Below are 16,854 nucleotides of genomic sequence, written 5' to 3'. Positions count from 1 at the left end.
CGACCACCGCAGGCAGCGCACCAGCAACCGCAAGCCCCCTGCGGCGACGCACCAGCAAGGCGAGAACCCCGCAGGCACCGCACCAGCGCGACGAGACCCCCGCAGCCCCCGCCAGCAACCCCAGACCCCCCACCTCCCCCAGGGCCGACGCGCGCGAGACGGCGGAGGTGGGAGACTCATGACCCGATGAGCCCAGCAGACGAGACCGCCCCGACCGAGATCGACGTCCCCGACCTGCCCGGCCCCTGGACCGCGCGCGTCCCCACCTACGGCGACGTCGACGCCCTCGTACGCCTGCGCCACCTCGATGAGCTGCAGGGCACGGGCGAGGCGCACGTCGACCCGGCCGGCATCGAGAACGAGGTCGCGGGGCAGGCGTCGTGGACGCGACGCCAGCTCGTGGCCGTCGGCGACGACGACGTGCCCATCGCCTGGATCACCGTCCACGACCGCGCCGCGGGACGCGCCCTCGTGTGGGGGTACTTCGACCGCGACGTCGCCGAGGTCGACGAGATCGCCGGTGTGCTCTACGCGTGGGCGGAGGAGGTGGCGATCCTCATGGCGCGCATCCGCGGCATCGACGCCACCCGCCTCGACGAGAGCCCGTTCGCCGACGACACCCGCCAGGCCGGCTGGCTCGAGCAGGCCGGCTACGCCAAGCGGCGCACGTGGCTGCACATGGAGCGGCCCGTGCGCGACGGCGACGCCGACCTCGAGCCCCGCGAGGGCGTGCTCGTGCGCACCGTCGAGAAGCACGAGAACGGGTTCCCCGTCGCGTCGGACCTGCAGACGGTGCACCACATGCTCGAGACGTCCTTCGAGGACCACTTCAACAACTACCGCGAGTCCTTCCCCGAGTTCGTGCAGCGCATGCGCGAGGAGCCTGGGCACCGGTGGGACCAGTGGTGGCTGGCCTACGTCACGGACGAGGACGGCGAGCAGGTGCCGGCCGGCACCGTCGTGTGCTCCGTGCTGCCCGGCAAGCACGGCGGCCCGGAGGGCACCTACGTCGAGTACATCGGCGTCAACCGGCACGCCCGCGGACGCGGTGTCGCGAAGTCGCTGCTCGCCGCGGTCATCAGCGACGCCGCCCGACGCGGCCGCAACCGCGTCGGCCTGGAGGTCGACGCCGACTCCCCCACGTCGGCCGACCAGCTCTACCTGTCGATGGGCTGGGAGACCGACTACGTGACCGACTCCTGGTTCAAGGACCTCACGCTCGACTGACGTCGCCCCGCCGCACGAGTCAGGTTGCGGGACCTCCTCACGCTCGTAGCGTCGGTGGTACACATCCCACCCACCGGCAGGAGACACCATGCCTACTCGCACTGCTCGCACCGCCTGGGACGGCGGCTTCGAGGACGGATCCGGTCAGGTCGAGCTCACCAGCTCCGGCCTCGGCACGTTCGAGATGTCGTTCCCCAAGCGCTCGTCCGAGGACGGCGGTGGCGTCACCAACCCCGAGGAGCTGCTGGGCGCGGCGCACTCCGCCTGCTACACGATGCAGCTGACCGCCGTCCTCGAGAAGAACGGCGGCACGGTCCGCTCCATCGAGACGAAGGCCGACGTCTCGCTCGGCAAGGACGACGCCGACGGCGGCTTCAAGATCCACACGATCGCGCTGACCGTGCGCGGCGAGGTCGAGGGCGTCGACGACGCCACCTTCCAGCAGGCCGCGGAGGAGGCGAAGACCGGCTGCCCGCTCAGCAAGGCGCTCGCCTCGGTCGACCAGATCACCCTCGACGCGACCCTGGAGAGCTGAGCCGGCTCACTCCCCCACGGCGGCGGCTGCGTCCTCGAACACCTCGGGGACGTAGCCGTCGCCCGCGTCGGGCCCCTGCCCGTCCCCGCCGCCGAGCACCGCGGACGGGTCGACGAGCCGCACGTCGTGCCCGTCGAGGTGCAGCCGGCGCACCCCCTCCAGCAGCATCCGACGCGCGACGTCGTTGACCCGGTGCACCCGCTCGAGGTCGAGCACGACGGGCGCCTCGCCCTCCGGCTCCTCCTCCAGGCTGCGCAGCACGCGCTCGGCCTCGACGAAGCGCAGGTCGCCGGCGACCTCGTGCACCGCCACGCGCGAGCCACCGCGCTCGACCCGCCGCACCACCGAGCGCGCCACGTCGGAGACCTCCATGAGGTGCAGGCCCATGTCGCGCGACAGCCGCTCGAACACGCGCACGCCCCGCGCGCTGTTGCCGTGCCGATCGAGCCGTGGCGAGAACACGGCGATGCCCACCTGGCCTGGCAGGACACCGATCAGGCCGCCCGCCACGCCGCTCTTGGCCGGGATGCCGACCGTCGTGAGCCAGTCGCCCGCGGCGTCGTACATGCCGCAGGTGGCCATGACGCTCAGCACCTGCCGTGCCACCTGCGGCTCAAGCAGCTGCTCCCCGTCGGGCGCGCGGCCCTGCCCCGCGAGCACCGCGGCCATGCGTGCGAGGTCGCGGACGGTGACCGACACGGCGCACTGGCGCGTGTAGCCGCGCACGACGTCCGGCGGGTCTCCCTCGAGGATGCCGACGGTGCGCAGCATGTAGGCGATCGCCATGTTGCGGTCGGCGGTGCCCAGCTCGGACTCGAAGACCGCCTCGTCGACGTCGAGCTCGCGCCCGGCGAGCCGGGAGTAGAAGGAGCGCACCCGCTCGAAGCGTTCGTCGGAGCCGGGTCCTGCGACCAAGGCGTGGGCCGCGATCGCCCCCGCGTTGATCATCGGGTTGCGGGGACGCCCCGAGCCACGCTCGAGGGAGATCTCGTTGAACGCGTCGCCCGACGGCTCGACGTCGATCTTCTCGACGACGGCGTCCAGACCCTGGTCGGCGATGGCCAGCGCGTACGTGAACGGCTTGGAGATCGACTGGATGGAGAACGCGACGTCGGCGTCGCCGGCCGTGGCCACCACGCCGTCGAGCGTGGCCACGGCGATCGCCAGCCGGTCGGGGTCGGCCTGCGCGAGCTCGGCGATGTAGTCGGCGACCTCGCCGTCGTCGCCACCGCACTCGTCGAGCACCTGGGCGAGGTAGTCCGGGATCGGGGTGCGCATGCGTCGATGCTGTCACGCAGCGGGCGGGTCGCTGGCGTCGGACGGGTGGCTCGCCCTAGCGTCGGTGGCGGGCGGGGGGCGGCCCCGTCACCGACCAGGAGGGGATCCCGTGCACGCACCGCGCAGCACCACCGTCACGACCACCCACGACGCCGAGCGGACGTTCGCCGCCCTCACGGAGCTCGCGTCCGCGCCGCCCTACACCGAGGTCGCCCGCGACGACGCATCGCGCACCGTGGGCTTCACCAGCGGCAAGACGGCGTTCTCGTGGGGCCACGAGTACGTCGCGACGGTGACGCCCACGGACGACGGGGCGTCGGTCGAGATCACCGCGGGAGGCTTCGACGACAAGCCCAAGGCCCTCCTCGACGGCCGCAAGAACGTCAAGGCCGCGGGCAAGGTCGGGCAGGCGCTGCAGGACGCGCTCGGTTCCTGAGACGGCGGTCGCCGGCGAGGCACCCGCGCGGAGGAGCCGTCCTGTCCGTGCCGGGTGGGAGCATCATCGGGTGCACCAGTCACTCGCGCCGTACCGGCTGTGGTCCCAGCGTCTCGCAGGCACTCCACTCGCCGACGCCACCGCGGTGGTGCGCCACCTCGGGGCGGTGCAGTCGCAGGAGCACACCACGGCGCCCTGGAGCATCGCCCGCCGCTGCGGCACCCCTCCGCTCGCCGACGTCCTCGACCAGCTCGACGCCGGCGGGGTCGTCCGGACGCACGTCCTGCGCACCACCTGGCACCACGTGCACGTCGACGACCTCCCTCGCGTGGTCGCCGCGACCAGCGACCGCGTCATGGGCCAGCTGCTGCCCCACGTCCGGCGCCAGGGCCTCGAGGAGTCGGCCCTGGCCGCGGCCAGCGAGGTGGTCGTGGACGCGGTCCGCGATGCCCCGGGGTGCACCCGCGACGACGTCGCCGCTCGCCTGGACGACGCGGGGACGCCGTTCGGTGGCGACCTCCTGGCGCACATCGTCATGGCCGCCGAGCTCCGCGGCGAGGTGGCCGGACGGCGCGACCCGGGCGGCCCGCACCGCTACCGACCGCTCGACCTCGCGCCCAGCACGGCGGGGGTCGACGCCGAACGGGCGTGGCTCGCCGCCACCTACGCACGCGGGCACGGCCCCTTCACCCCGGCCGACCTCGCGTGGTGGTCGAGCCTCACCCTCACCCAGGCGCGACGGGCGGTCGCCGACGCCGGGCTGCACGAGGTCGAGCTCGAGGGCCGGCGGCTCTGGTCGCCGCACCCGCAGGACGAGCTGGACGACCACCGGGCCGACGTGCCCGCGGCGCTGCTGCTCTCCCAGTTCGACGAGCTCGTCTCCTACGTGCGCGACGCCGACCTGCGCACGGAGGTCGGCGCGGGGTACATCGCGACGATGTCCGGCGCGGGGCTCCTCGTGCTCGACGGTCGACTCGCGGGCCACTGGAACCGCTCGGTGCGCGCCGGCACGCTCACGGTCGTCGTGCACACCGGCGCCACCCTCTCGCGCGCTCACCGGTCCTCGCTCCACCACGAGGCTGCGGCGCTCGCCACGTTCCACGGCTTGTCCGACGTCGTCGTCAGCGTGGCCTGAGGCAGCCGCACCCCCGCGCACCGACCCTGTTCCGCCGCCCCGATCGACGCGATCGCGGTGCGACGAGGATCACCCCGTGGGACGGTGGGAGACACGGCTCCAGGCAGGGCGAACCGGACGTCGAGCGTCCGGGCCAGCGCGCTAGTCTTGAGTCGCACCGTGTCCAAGTGCGCAGGGAACCAACCGGAAGAGGCGATCGAGGCCGTGGCCGAGTCCTCACATGACCCGTCAACCCCCGACTTCGGGACGAACCAGTGGCTCGTCGAGGAGATGTACGACCAGTACAAGGCGGACCCCGCCTCCCTCGACCCGACCTGGGTGACGTTCTTCGAGGAGGGTGACGGCGCGGCGCTCCTGCGGGACAACGGCACCGCCCCCTCCTCGAACGGGGCCGCGCGCAACGGCACCTCGGCGAACGGCACGTCCGCGAACGGCTCTGGGCCGGCAGCCGCCACGGTCGCCGAGAAGAAGCCCGAGCCCGCCCCCGCGAAGACCCCGGAGAAGAAGCCCGAGCCTGCCGCTGCGGCACCCGCGCCGAAGAAGGCCGAGCCCGCCGCCGCGAAGCCTGCGGAGAGCAAGGCGCCGGCGAAGAAGCCGCAGGCTGCACGTCCCGCAGGCCGCTCCACCGACCCGAAGTCGACGTCGGCCGCGCCCCAGCCCTCGGGTCCGGGCGAGGTCGAGCGCGTGCCGCTCAAGGGCGCGCCCGCGCGCACCGCGGCCAACATGGACGCCAGCCTCGAGGTCCCCACCGCCACGAGCGTGCGCTCGGTGCCGGTCAAGCTGCTCTTCGACAACCGCATCGTCATCAACAACCACCTCGCCCGCGCCCGCGGCGGCAAGGTGTCGTTCACCCACCTCATCGGCTACGCCGTCGTCAAGGCCCTCACGGCCATGCCGGAGATGAACACCGGCTACGACATCGACGAGAAGGGCAAGCCGGTCCAGCTGAAGCCTGAGCACGTCAACTTCGGCCTCGCGATCGACACGAAGAACGCCAAGGGCGAGCGCCAGCTCCTCGTGCCGTCCATCAAGGCCGCCGAGACCATGAACTTCGCGCAGTTCTGGCAGGCGTACGAGGCGATGGTCAAGAAGGCCCGCGACGGCAAGCTCGAGGTCTCCGACTTCCAGGGCACCACCGCCAGCCTCACCAACCCCGGAGGCATCGGCACCAACCACTCCGTCCCGCGGCTCATGAAGGGTCAGGGCGTCATCGTCGGCGTCGGCTCCATGGAGTACCCGCCGGAGTTCCAGGGCGCGTCCGAGCACACCATCGCCCACCTCGCTGTCAGCAAGATGATGACGCTGACCTCGACCTACGACCACCGCGTCATCCAGGGTGCGCAGTCGGGCGAGTTCCTGCGTCGGATCCACCAGCTGCTCCTCGGCGAGGAGGGCTTCTACGACGAGATCTTCCAGGCGCTGCGGATCCCCTACGAGCCGATCCGCTGGGCCCAGGACATCGCCGTCAGCCACGACGACGAGGTGCACCGCCAGGCGCGCGTGCTCGAGCTGATCCACGCCTTCCGCGTGCGCGGTCACCTCATGGCCGACACGAACCCGCTCGAGTACCGCCAGCGCAGCCACCCCGACCTCGACACCGCGTCGCACGGCCTGACCCTGTGGGACCTCGACCGCGAGTTCGCCACCGGCTCGTTCGCGAGCGGCACGGGCAAGCGCTTCATGAAGCTGCGCGAGATCCTCGGCGTCCTGCGCGACTCCTACTGCCGCTCCATCGGCCTGGAGTACATGCACATCCAGGACCCGGGCGAGCGTCAGTGGCTGCAGGACCGCATCGAGGTGGGCCACACGAAGCCCCCGCGCGAGGAGCAGCTGCGCATCCTGCTGAAGCTCAACCAGGCCGAAGCGTTCGAGACCTTCCTGCAGACGAAGTTCGTCGGCCAGAAGCGGTTCAGCCTCGAGGGCGGGGAGACCACCATCCCGCTGCTCGACGAGATCTGCGAGGAGGCTGCCGCCGACGGCCTCGAGGAGGTCTGCATCGGCATGGCCCACCGCGGCCGTCTCAACGTCCTCGTCAACATCGCCGGCAAGAGCGCCGGCACGGTGTTCCGCGAGTTCGAGGGCAACATCGACCCCCGCACGGTGCAGGGCTCCGGCGACGTCAAGTACCACCTGGGCGTCGAGGGCGAGTTCCGCTCCGAGCACGGCGACACGATCAAGGTGTCGGTGGCCGCCAACCCGTCGCACCTCGAGGTCGTCGACCCGGTGCTCGAGGGCATCACCCGCGCGAAGCAGGACCGTCTCAACCGCGGTGCCGAGTTCCCGGTGCTGCCGGTCCTCGTGCACGGCGACGCCGCGTTCGCCGGCCAGGGTGTCGTCGCGGAGACGCTGAACCTCTCGCAGCTGCGCGGCTACCGCACGGGCGGCACGATCCACGTGATCGTCAACAACCAGGTCGGCTTCACGACGAGCCCGTCGTCGTCGCGCTCCTCGACCTACTGCACCGACGTCGCCCGCATGGTCCAGGCGCCGATCCTGCACGTGAACGGCGACGACCCGGAGGCGTGCATCCGCGTCGCCGACCTCGCCTACGAGTACCGCAAGACGTTCAACAAGGACGTCGTGATCGACCTGGTCTGCTATCGCCGCCGCGGCCACAACGAGGGCGACGACCCGTCGTTCACGCAGCCGCTGATGTACGACACGATCAACGCGAAGAAGTCGGTGCGCAAGCTCTACACCGAGGCGCTCGTGGGTCGTGGCGACATCACCATCGAGGAGGCCGAGGCCGCCCTCGCGGACTACCAGTCCCAGCTCGAGCGCAACTTCGCCGACGTCAAGGAGGCCACCTCCTCCGACGCCGACTACACGCGCACCCCCGACTACCCCGAGAAGCCCGAGCAGGAGGGCGCGCTCGAGACGGCCGTGTCCCCCGAGGTCATGAAGGCCGTGTCGTCGGCCTACACGTCCGTGCCCGACGGCTTCACGGTCCACCCGAAGGTGCTCCCCCAGCTGCAGCGTCGCGCCCAGTCCATCGAGACGGGCCCGATCGACTGGGGCACGGGCGAGATCATCGCGTTCGGGTCGCTGCTGCTCGAGGGTCGCCCTGTGCGCCTCGCCGGCCAGGACTCGCGGCGCGGCACGTTCTCCTCGCGCTTCGCGACGATCATCGACCGCAACAACGGCAGCGAGTGGACCCCGCTGTCGCACGTCGGCGACGAGCAGGCGACGTTCTACATCTACGACTCGCTGCTGAGCGAGTACGCCGCGCTCGGCTTCGAGTACGGCTACTCCGTGGCGCGTCCGGAGGCCCTCACCCTGTGGGAGGCGCAGTTCGGCGACTTCGTCAACGGCGCCCAGTCGGTCATCGACGAGTACATCTCCTCCGGTGAGACGAAGTGGGGCCAGAAGTCCGGCGTCGTGCTGCTCCTGCCCCACGGCTACGAGGGCCAGGGGCCGGACCACTCGTCGGCGCGCATCGAGCGGTTCCTGCAGCTCGCCGCCAACGACGAGATGACGATCGCCCAGCCGTCGACGTCGGCGTCGTACTTCCACCTGCTGCGTCGGCACACGCTGGAGGGCCAGCACCGTCCGCTCATCGTGTTCACGCCCAAGCAGCTGCTGCGTCGCAAGAGCGCGGCGTCGCAGCCGGACGAGTTCACGTCGGGCCAGTGGCGTCCGGTCATCGGCGACGACTCCGTCGACGCCGAGAAGGTCGACACGGTGCTGCTGTGCTCGGGCCGGATCGCGCACGACCTGTTCGACGAGCGCGCTAAGCGTGAGGGCGACGACCCGACGACGGCGATCGTCCGCCTCGAGCAGCTGTACCCGCGCCCGGTCGAGCAGATCAAGACCGAGCTCGCTCGCTTCAGCGGCGTGAAGAACGTCCGCTGGGTGCAGGACGAGCCCGCGAACCAGGGTCCGTGGCCCGACGCCGCGCTGCACTACCCCGACGCCGTGGCGTCCGGTGCGCTGACGCTCGTGTCGCGCCCGGCGTCGTCGACGACGGCCGTGGGCTCGAAGTCGCGGCACGACGCCGAGCAGCGTGAGCTGATGGACGCGGCGTTCGCCTGAGCCGTGTACTTCACCGATCGAGGCATCGAGGAGCTGGCGGCCCGCCGCGGCGAGGAGGAGATCTCCTTCGCGTGGCTGGCCGACCGGCTCGTCGAGTTCGTCGACCTGCACCCCGACTTCGAGGTGCCGGTCGAGCGGCTGGCCACCTGGCTCGCCCGCCTCGACGATGATGATGACGATCTCTGAGCGAGCTTTGCGAGCGAACGAGATCGGCAGGTCGAGTAGTACACGCCGAAGGCGTCGGTCTGTATCGAGACCTGGCGAGCGTCCAGACCTCATCACCCCTGAGTAGAAACCGCTGAGCCGCTGCCGAGTGGTCTCGCTCCATCGCGGCTACGCCCCTGCTGCGATGGCTCCACAGCCCGCACACGCTCGTCCCTCGCGGTGCTCGTCTACTCGACCAGCCGCGGACGCGGCTGAGCACGCTCCTGTCCTCCCCCACTGCCACACTGTCCCGGTGAGGTTCGACCAGCCGCCCGTGGTCCGGGTGATCCCGGAGGGCGCAGGTGATCTCGACCCCTGGCTCGACGACGTCCCCGCCGTCCAGCAGGTGCTGCGCGAGGGTCTCGACCTCGCGCCCGGGGTCACGTTCCTCGTCGGCGAGAACGGGGCCGGGAAGTCGACGATCGTCGAGGCGGTGGCGATCGCCTACGGGTTGTCGCCGGAGGGCGGCAGCCCGCACGGGCAGCACCGCTCGCGACCGAGCGAGTCGGCCCTGCACACGGCCCTGACCCTGCAGCGAGGTGTGGGGTCGGGGCGGTGGGGCTTCTTCCTGCGCGCGGAGACGATGCACGGCTGGTACACGTACCAGGAGGGTGTCGGCGGCCCCGACCTGCACGCGATGAGCCACGGGGAGTCCTTCCTGGAGGTGCTGCGCCGACGCTTCGACTCCCCCGGCTTCTACTGCCTCGACGAGCCCGAGGCCGCGCTGTCGTTCTCCTCGAGCCTGGCGCTGCTGCGCACCCTCCACGACATCGCCGCGACGGGGGGTCAGGTGCTGTGCGCGACCCACTCCCCCGTCGTCGCGTCGCTGCCGGGGGCACGGATCCTGGAGGTCGGTCCGTGGGGGCTGCGGGAGACGAGCTGGGAGTCGCTCGACCTCGTCGCCCACTGGCGCGCCTACCTCGAGGCACCGGGGCGCTACCTGCGGCACGTGCTCGCCGACGACCGGGACGACGATGGCTGACCGCGGGGTCGCGGCGCGGGTCCGGCACCTGCTGACCGCCAACCCCTTCCTCACCGCGACGGCCGTCGCGGCCGCCTTGACCTGCCTGCTCGTGCCGCCGAGCGCTGAGTACCTGCACTATCCCGAGTACCGCACGCTCGTGGGGCTGTGGTGCTTCCTGACGGTCATCAGCGCGCTCGACCGGACGCACCTCGTCACCGCCGCGGCGGAGGGGGCCGTGGGGGTCCTGCGTGGTCGGCGGACGCTGGTCGTCGGGCTGGTCCTGCTGACCGCGCTCGGGTCGATGCTCATCACCAACGACATGGCGCTGCTGACCTTCCTCCCGCTGTCGGCGCTCGCCCTGCGTGCGACGGGCGACGAGGAGCACCTGGCCTACGTCTTCGTGCTGCAGACCGTCGCGGCGAACCTTGGCGGCATGATCACGCCGTTCGGCAGCCCGCAGAACCTCTTCCTCTACCAGTACTTCCACCTGTCGGTCGGTCAGCTCGTCGCCGTCATGGCGATCCCGTTCGTGCTGTCGATCGCGCTGCTCGTGCTCGCGTGCCTGCGCGTCCCGGGCGGCCCCATCCGACCGGTCACCTCCCGGACGTCCGTGCGCTGGCGACCGGCGGCCGTCCACCTGGTCCTGTTCGGCGTCGCCGTCGCGCTCGTCGTGCGTGCGCTCCCGGTCTGGGCGGGCCTCGTGGTCGTCGCGGTGGTGGCGGTCGTCGACCGGCGGGCCCTGCGGTCGGTCGACTACGGGCTGCTCGCGACGTTCATGCTGTTCTTCGTCTTCGCCGGCAACCTGGAGCGCGTGCCGCAGGCCAGCGGGTTCCTGCAGGACCTGCTGCAGGAGCACGTCCTGCTCTGGAGCGTGGCCGGGAGCCAGCTGATCTCCAACGTGCCGACCGCGCTGATCTACGCGCCCTTCACCGACGACTGGCGCGCGCTCCTGCTGGGCGTCAACGTCGGCGGGGTCGGCACCGTGGTGGCGTCGCTCGCGAGCCTGATCACCCTGCGCCGCTACCAGCTGCTGCGACCCGGCGGCACCCGCGCGTTCCTCGGCCTGTTCACCGTGGTGAACGTGCTGTTCCTGGTGGTGCTGCTGGGCGCCACGAGCGCCCTGCTGGCCGCCGGCGTCCTCTGACGTCGGCGGCCGGGCCGCAGGTCAGAGCGTCAGGACGATCTTGCCGAAGACGTCGCCGTCGACGACGCGCTGCAGACCCTGGGCCGCGTCGGCCATGGGGATCTCGCTGTCGATGAGCGGACGCGTCCCGGTGACGTCCATGAACTGCGCGAGCGCGTGGAGCTCGTCGCGCGTACCCATGGTGGAGCCGTGCACGCGCATCTGCTGGAAGAAGATGCGGGTCAGCTCGGCCGCCTTCGGCGCGTCACCCGACGTCGCGCCGGAGATGACGATCGTGCCGCCCGGACGCATCGACTTGACCGAGTGCGACCACGTGGCGGCGCCGACCGTCTCCATGACGGCGTCGACCTTCACGGGCAGTCGCGCCCCGGACTCGAACACCTCGTGCGCGCCGATCTCGAGCGCCTTGGCGCGCTTGTCCTCGTCGCGGCTCGTGGCCAGCACCCGGAACCCGGCTGCGCGGGCCAGCGTGATGAGGGCGGTGGCCACCCCACCGCCGGCGCCCTGCACGAGCACGGTGTCGCCCTGCTTGAGCCCCGACTGCGTGAACAGCATCCGGTAGGCGGTCAGCCAGGCCGTGGGCAGGCAGGCCGCCTCGCTGAACGACAGACCTGCCGGCTTCGGCACGACGTTGCGCGTCGGCACCGCCACCTTCTCGGCGAACGTGCCCTGGTGGCGCTCCGACAGCAGCGAGCGCTTGGGGTCGAGCGTCTCGTCACCGCGCCACGACGGGTCGCTGACGACGGCGTGCACGAGCACCTCGTTGCCGTCCTCGTCGTAGCCCGCCGCGTCGCAGCCGAGGATCATCGGCAACGACTCCTCGCGCAGGCCGACGCCGCGCAGGCTCCACACGTCGTGGTGGTTGATCGATGCCGCCTTGACCGTCACCGTGGTCCAGCCGTCCGGCACCTCGGGGTCGGGACGGTCCCCGACCACCAGCCCCTCGAGCGGGTTCTCGGGGTTGATCTGACCGGCGTAGACGGCGAACATGCGACTCCTTCGAGCAGGCGACGGCCAGGCGGAGCCCGGCCCCGGATGAGGTACCGCGTCCAGTATCGAGCGGATCAGTAGGGACGGCGCGCGAGGCCCTCACGGCGGGCGGTCTCCGTGACGGCCCGGCTGACGACGTCGGCCACCCGCGGGTCGAACGGCGACGGGATGACGTAGGACTCGCTCAGGTCGTCGCCGACGAGCTCGGCGATCGCGTGAGCGGCCGCCAGCTTCATGCCCTCGGAGATCGCCGTCGCACGCACCGCGAGCGCGCCGCGGAAGATGCCGGGGAACACGAGCACGTTGTTGATCTGGTTCGGGAAGTCCGAGCGCCCCGTGGCCACGACCCGCGCGTAGCGGTGCGCGACGTCGGGGTGCACCTCCGGGTTCGGGTTCGCCATCGCGAAGATGATCGCGTCGGGCGCCATGCGCGCGACGTCCTCCTCGGGGATGGTGCCACCGGAGACGCCGATGAACACGTCGGCCTTCTCCAGCGCGTCGCCCACGGTCCCGGGACGCGCCCAGTCGGCGGTCTGGTCGGCGAGCCACTGCTTGACGCTGTTGAGGTCGTCGCGCCCGGGGTGGATGACACCCTGGCGGTCGACGACGCTGATGCGGTGCACCCCCGCCGACTGCAGGATCTTCGCAATCGCCACACCGGCAGCGCCGGCGCCGGAGATGACGACCTTGAGGTCCTGCATGTCGCGGTCGGTCAGCCGGACGGCGTTGATGAGCGCGGCCAGCGTGACGACGGCCGTGCCGTGCTGGTCGTCGTGGAAGACCGGGATGTCGAGCCGCTCGATGAGCCGCTCCTCGATCTCGAAGCACCGCGGGCTCGAGATGTCCTCGAGGTTCACGCCGCCGAACGTCGGGGCCATGCGCACGATCGTCTCGACGATCTCGTCGACGTCGGTCGTCGCCAGCGCCACCGGGATGGCGTCGACGCCGCCGAACTGCTTGAACAGGACGGCCTTGCCCTCCATCACCGGCATCGAGGCGGCCGGGCCGATGTCGCCGAGACCGAGCACCGCGGTGCCGTCGGTGATGACCGCCACCGTGTTGGACACCCAGGTGTAGTCGTGCGACAGGTCCGGGTCGGCGGCGATCGCCTCGCACACCCGCGCGACGCCCGGCGTGTACGACATCGACAGGTCGTCGGCGTCACGCAGCGGTACCGTCGCGGCGACCTGCATCTTCCCGCCGCGGTGCAGCGCGAACACGGGGTCGGTGGGGTCGAACGCGTCGAACGTCGAGGTGGTGGAGTCGGTGGCGACCATGGGGCGGCAGCTTCTCTCTCGCTGAGGGCGGGGGCTCACGGGGCGGACCCGGAGCAGGACGGCGTCGACGCGGCCCGCGACCGGTAGGTGCACGGCGGGCCCGCGGACACGGGAGCGCGGCAGGTGATGCCGCCGCCCATTCTCACACGGGATCGTGGCGTCCGAGCGCCTGGGTGACCGGAGGTGACAGGAGGCACACCAGCGCGACGGCCGCGCCGCCCGCCAGCGTCGGGGTGATCCACGGGGCGTCGCCGCGGAAGTTGAACGACAGCGCGAGGCACAGGAGCTGGGAGAAGACAAGGAAGCCGCGCGGCCAGGCCCGACCGCGCAGCACCTGGACGACCGCCACCAGCAGCAGCACGCCGAGCGCACCGAGGAAGACCGCCGTGCTGATCCCCAGCCCCACCCGGTCGGCCTCCACCGAGGCCAGCTCGAGCACCGTGATCGCCAGCAGTCCAGCAGCCTGCAGCGCCACGACGACGCCGGACACGAGCAGCAGCGTCCGGGCAGGTCCGCGCGGCGCGACAGGGCTCCCGTCGGGCTGGTCCGAGGGGGTCGGGTCGCTCGTCTCGCTCACCCCGCCAGCCTAGGACCACGCCCCCGTCGCCACCCGCCCCAGGACCACGATGCCTCCTTTGGTATGACCTGTGTGACTCAACAGACATCGACCCACCGTGCTATCTCTTGTGCGACGCGCCTTTTGTTGAAACGATGAACGCGGCGCGTTGGTCTTCCCCTGGGCGGACATCCCTGCGCGCCTGCACACACAAGGGAAGGAGCTGTCGTCATGGACTGGCGCCACCACAGCGCATGTCTCGATGAAGACCCCGAGCTCTTCTTCCCCATCGGCAACACCGGCCCCGCGATCATGCAGATCGAGGAGGCGAAGGTCGTGTGTCGCCGCTGCGACGTCCGTGAGCAGTGCCTGCAGTGGGCACTCGAGTCCGGTCAGGACCATGGCGTCTGGGGAGGCATGAGCGAGGACGAGCGTCGTGCCCTCAAGCGTCGCAACGCCCGGGCGCGTATTCGCACCGCCTGAGACGTTCCACGCCGCACGCGTCCGAACCCCGTACCCGAGCCTGGGTACGGGGTTCTCGACGTCCGGGCACTTCTCCGCCCACGGCCCGGAACCCCCGCCGGGGCCCTGTGCCCGCCGCGATCGCCCACACCGACGTCGAAATCGAGGTGTCAGAGCGTCAGCGTGATGGCGACCGTCGCACCACGCCCGGGGCGCGACTCGAACTCCAGCGCGCCGCCGAGCTCGCTCTCCACCAGCGTGGAGACGATCGACAGGCCCAGGCTGCGCGTCGGGTCGAAGTCGGCCGGCAGCCCCACCCCGTCGTCGCTCACCCGCATGCGCAGCCGGTCGCGGATCCGGTTCACCGCCACCGTCACCCGACCGGCGCCGTCGGGGAACGCGTGCTCGGCGGCGTTCTGCACCAGCTCCGTGAGCACCATCGCCAACGGGGTCGCCACCTCCGCCGGCAGCAGGCCGAACGCCCCGATCCGTTCCGCGCGCACCTGAGGACCGCCGACGTCGAGCACCGAGCGCAGGAGCCGGTCGGCGATGTCGTCGAACGCGACGCTCTCGTCGAACCCCTGGCTCAGCGTCTCGTGGACCAGCGCGATCGAGCCGACGCGCCGCACGGCCTCCTCGAGCGCCGCCCGCGCCTCCGGCACGTCCATGCGCCGCGCCTGCAGCCGCAGCAGCGCCGCCACCGTCTGGAGGTTGTTCTTGACCCGGTGGTGGATCTCCCGGATCGTCGCCTCCTTCGACAGCAGCTGCTTCTCCCGCAGCCGCAGGTCGGTCACGTCGCGCAGCAGCACGACGGCACCGTCACGCTCCCCGCGACCCCGTGCGCCCTCGCGGGTCACCGGGATCACCCGCAGCAGCAGCGTCGCCTCCGCGCCGACCACCTCGGCCTCGGCCGGAGCCATGCCCCCCAGCGCCGCCGCCGTGCTCAGGTCCGTCGGCGTTCGGCCGACGCACGCTGCCGTCACCTCGGCGAGGTCGACGTCCTGCAGGTCGCCGTGCAGACCCAGGCGGCGGTACGCCGACAGGGCGTTCGGGCTCGCGTACTCGACCGTGCCGTCGGCGCGCGTCCGGATGAACCCGTCTCCCACCCGCAGCGAGTCGGCCAGGTCGGAGCGACTGCCCGGAGTCGGGAACTCGCCACGCGCGACCATGGCGACCAAGGCCTGGGCGCACGCCCGGTACGTCACCTCGAGGTGGCTCGTGGCCCGCGCGTCGCGGCCGCTGCGCACCGCCAGCACCGCGATCGTGTCCGGACCCCGCCGCACCGGCACCAGCCGCACCCGCAGCCCGTCGCCGACCGCCGGGTCGTCGTCGTCCTGCGCACCCTCGCCCGCCAGCACCCGACCCGCCGCCGGGGAGCGCTCCGCGGGCACGAACGTGCCGGTGACGTCCTCCAGCAGCGTCGTCGCGCCCGTCGTCGGACGGATCTGCGCCACCGCCCACAGCCCCTTGGACTCCGCGTCGGGTACCCACAGCACCAGGTCGCCGAACGACAGGTCGGCCAGGATCTGCCAGTCCGCGACGAGCGCGTGCACCCAGCCCACGTCGGCGGGCGCGAGAGCCGTCTGCGACCGGATGATGTCGTCGGGCGTCGGCACGCGCCCACCCTAGCCGCGCCACTGCAGACCAGGACCCCTCTGGCACGATGGTCGAGATGTCCGAGGCGTACTGGCAGGCCGTGGTGCGGACCGGTCGACAGGTTCCGCTCGACCGCTCCCTCGACGAGTCCACCGCCGAGCTCGTCGAGATGCTCGGCCACCCGAACCCTCGACTCCGCGAGGACCTCGCCTACCCGCTGCTGACCACGTGGATCTCCACGGGCGTGTACGACGACCTCCTCGGCGGGCTCGGCGACGGCGTCGCGCCCGGCCTGCGGTACGGGCTCGGCCACGACGGCGACGTCTCGGTCGTCCGACGCTCCTACAGCGCCCTCCTGCTCGCCGACATCGTCGGGCGCGACAACACCCTGCACGTCCTGCCGTCCTCCACCGTCCTGGGCTGGGGCGACCGCGCCACCAGCTGGTACGTCCGCGAGCTCGACCACCGCGGCTGGGTGCCCGAGCAGGGATGGGCCCACGCCATCGCCCACGGCGCCGACCTGCTCGCCGCCCTCGCCCGCTCACGCCACTTCGACCGGCTCGAGCTGACGGTGCTGCTCGACGTGATCGCCGACCGCGTGCTCACCCCCACCTCCTACGTCTGGCGCCACGGCGAGGACGACCGCCTCGCCTACGCGGTCATGACCGCGCTGCACCGCAACGCGCTCGACCCGAGCATCGTCGAGCCCTGGCTCGCCCGCCTCGGCGCAGGCGTCCGCGCACCCCGCACCCGCGGCCACCTCGACGACGAGTGGCCCTCCCCGACCGCCAAGAACACGTCGTCCTTCCTGCGCGCCCTGCACCTGCAGCTCGCCCTCGGCGTCCAGGGTCGCGCCGACCTGCGCGGCGACGCGGAGCTGTTCGCCGAGCAGCCGGCCCACCGCGCCGACCTCCTCCTCGCCGTCCTCGACCAGATCCGCGGCGAGAGCCCCTGGCTGTACCGGCAGACCACCCGCGCCCGCCCCCTCGACGCCCCCGACGGCCCACCGGACAACGAC

15 protein-coding genes are annotated in these 16,854 nt (G+C 71.8%); 10 read left to right on the top strand and 5 right to left on the bottom strand.

What is annotated here, in order from left to right:
* Positions 1-186 precede the first annotated feature (186 nt).
* Complete coding sequence (locus tag A6Q81_RS11760) at positions 187-1,227, top strand: GNAT family N-acetyltransferase (RefSeq protein ID WP_067856215.1); 1,041 nt, start codon at positions 187-189, stop codon at positions 1,225-1,227.
* A gap of 88 nt (positions 1,228-1,315) precedes the next feature.
* Entirely contained in the window at positions 1,316-1,762 is a 447-nt protein-coding gene (locus tag A6Q81_RS11755) for an OsmC family peroxiredoxin (RefSeq protein WP_286690554.1), read from the top strand.
* Positions 1,763-1,768: 6 nt separating this feature from the next.
* Here A6Q81_RS11755 and A6Q81_RS11750 read toward each other — a convergent pair whose 3' ends face one another.
* Positions 1,769-3,040: a glutaminase gene (locus A6Q81_RS11750; RefSeq protein WP_286690553.1), complete on the bottom strand. Its 1,272-nt coding sequence runs from the start codon at positions 3,038-3,040 to the stop codon at positions 1,769-1,771.
* A gap of 109 nt (positions 3,041-3,149) precedes the next feature.
* Between A6Q81_RS11750 and A6Q81_RS11745 the strand changes: the two genes are divergently transcribed.
* From A6Q81_RS11745 to A6Q81_RS11720, 6 genes are all read left to right on the top strand, one after another.
* Positions 3,150-3,476: a hypothetical protein gene (locus tag A6Q81_RS11745; RefSeq protein WP_067856206.1), complete on the top strand. Its 327-nt coding sequence runs from the start codon at positions 3,150-3,152 to the stop codon at positions 3,474-3,476.
* Positions 3,477-3,546: 70 nt separating this feature from the next.
* Complete coding sequence (locus A6Q81_RS11740; protein WP_286690552.1) at positions 3,547-4,611, top strand: winged helix DNA-binding domain-containing protein; 1,065 nt, start codon at positions 3,547-3,549, stop codon at positions 4,609-4,611.
* 204 nt (positions 4,612-4,815) lie between these two features.
* Positions 4,816-8,643 carry a multifunctional oxoglutarate decarboxylase/oxoglutarate dehydrogenase thiamine pyrophosphate-binding subunit/dihydrolipoyllysine-residue succinyltransferase subunit gene (locus tag A6Q81_RS11735; protein WP_286690551.1) on the top strand — a complete coding sequence of 1,276 codons (3,828 nt, stop codon included), beginning with the start codon at positions 4,816-4,818 and terminating at the stop codon, positions 8,641-8,643.
* A 3-nt stretch (positions 8,644-8,646) separates the two neighbouring features.
* A complete protein-coding gene (locus A6Q81_RS11730; RefSeq protein WP_067856197.1) occupies positions 8,647-8,829 on the top strand; it encodes a DUF6104 family protein in 183 nt (60 codons plus the stop codon).
* 271 nt (positions 8,830-9,100) lie between these two features.
* Complete coding sequence (locus tag A6Q81_RS11725) at positions 9,101-9,829, top strand: AAA family ATPase (RefSeq protein WP_286690550.1); 729 nt, start codon at positions 9,101-9,103, stop codon at positions 9,827-9,829.
* Entirely contained in the window at positions 9,822-10,955 is a 1,134-nt protein-coding gene (locus A6Q81_RS11720) for an SLC13 family permease (RefSeq protein WP_286690549.1), read from the top strand. Before A6Q81_RS11725 ends, A6Q81_RS11720 begins: the two co-directional genes overlap by 8 nt.
* A gap of 21 nt (positions 10,956-10,976) precedes the next feature.
* On the opposite strand, the gene A6Q81_RS11715 is transcribed toward A6Q81_RS11720, so the two are convergent.
* From A6Q81_RS11715 to A6Q81_RS11705, 3 genes are all read right to left on the bottom strand, one after another.
* On the bottom strand, positions 10,977-11,945 hold the full coding sequence (locus tag A6Q81_RS11715) for a zinc-binding dehydrogenase (RefSeq protein ID WP_067856188.1): 969 nt from the start codon (positions 11,943-11,945) through the stop codon (positions 10,977-10,979).
* A gap of 74 nt (positions 11,946-12,019) precedes the next feature.
* Positions 12,020-13,222 carry an NAD(P)-dependent malic enzyme gene (locus A6Q81_RS11710; protein ID WP_067856185.1) on the bottom strand — a complete coding sequence of 401 codons (1,203 nt, stop codon included), beginning with the start codon at positions 13,220-13,222 and terminating at the stop codon, positions 12,020-12,022.
* A 142-nt stretch (positions 13,223-13,364) separates the two neighbouring features.
* Entirely contained in the window at positions 13,365-13,799 is a 435-nt protein-coding gene (locus tag A6Q81_RS11705) for a hypothetical protein (RefSeq protein ID WP_067856182.1), read from the bottom strand.
* Between the two features lie 210 nt (positions 13,800-14,009).
* Between A6Q81_RS11705 and A6Q81_RS11700 the strand changes: the two genes are divergently transcribed.
* Positions 14,010-14,261 carry a WhiB family transcriptional regulator gene (locus A6Q81_RS11700; RefSeq protein ID WP_067856180.1) on the top strand — a complete coding sequence of 84 codons (252 nt, stop codon included), beginning with the start codon at positions 14,010-14,012 and terminating at the stop codon, positions 14,259-14,261.
* Positions 14,262-14,410: 149 nt separating this feature from the next.
* On the opposite strand, the gene A6Q81_RS11695 is transcribed toward A6Q81_RS11700, so the two are convergent.
* Positions 14,411-15,856, bottom strand: coding sequence for a sensor histidine kinase (locus tag A6Q81_RS11695; RefSeq protein WP_067856177.1), 1,446 nt, complete (start codon positions 15,854-15,856; stop codon positions 14,411-14,413).
* 56 nt (positions 15,857-15,912) lie between these two features.
* Between A6Q81_RS11695 and A6Q81_RS11690 the strand changes: the two genes are divergently transcribed.
* On the top strand, positions 15,913-16,854 hold a 942-nt coding region (locus A6Q81_RS11690; protein ID WP_286690548.1), incomplete at its 3' end, for a DUF2785 domain-containing protein.

The organism is Aeromicrobium sp. REDSEA-S38_B2 (assembly GCF_001628525.1).
Lineage (GTDB): Bacteria > Actinomycetota > Actinomycetes > Propionibacteriales > Nocardioidaceae > Aeromicrobium > Aeromicrobium erythreum.
The sequence above is the reverse complement of the archived record's forward strand: the minus strand, read 5'-3'. Positions and strand labels throughout refer to the sequence as shown.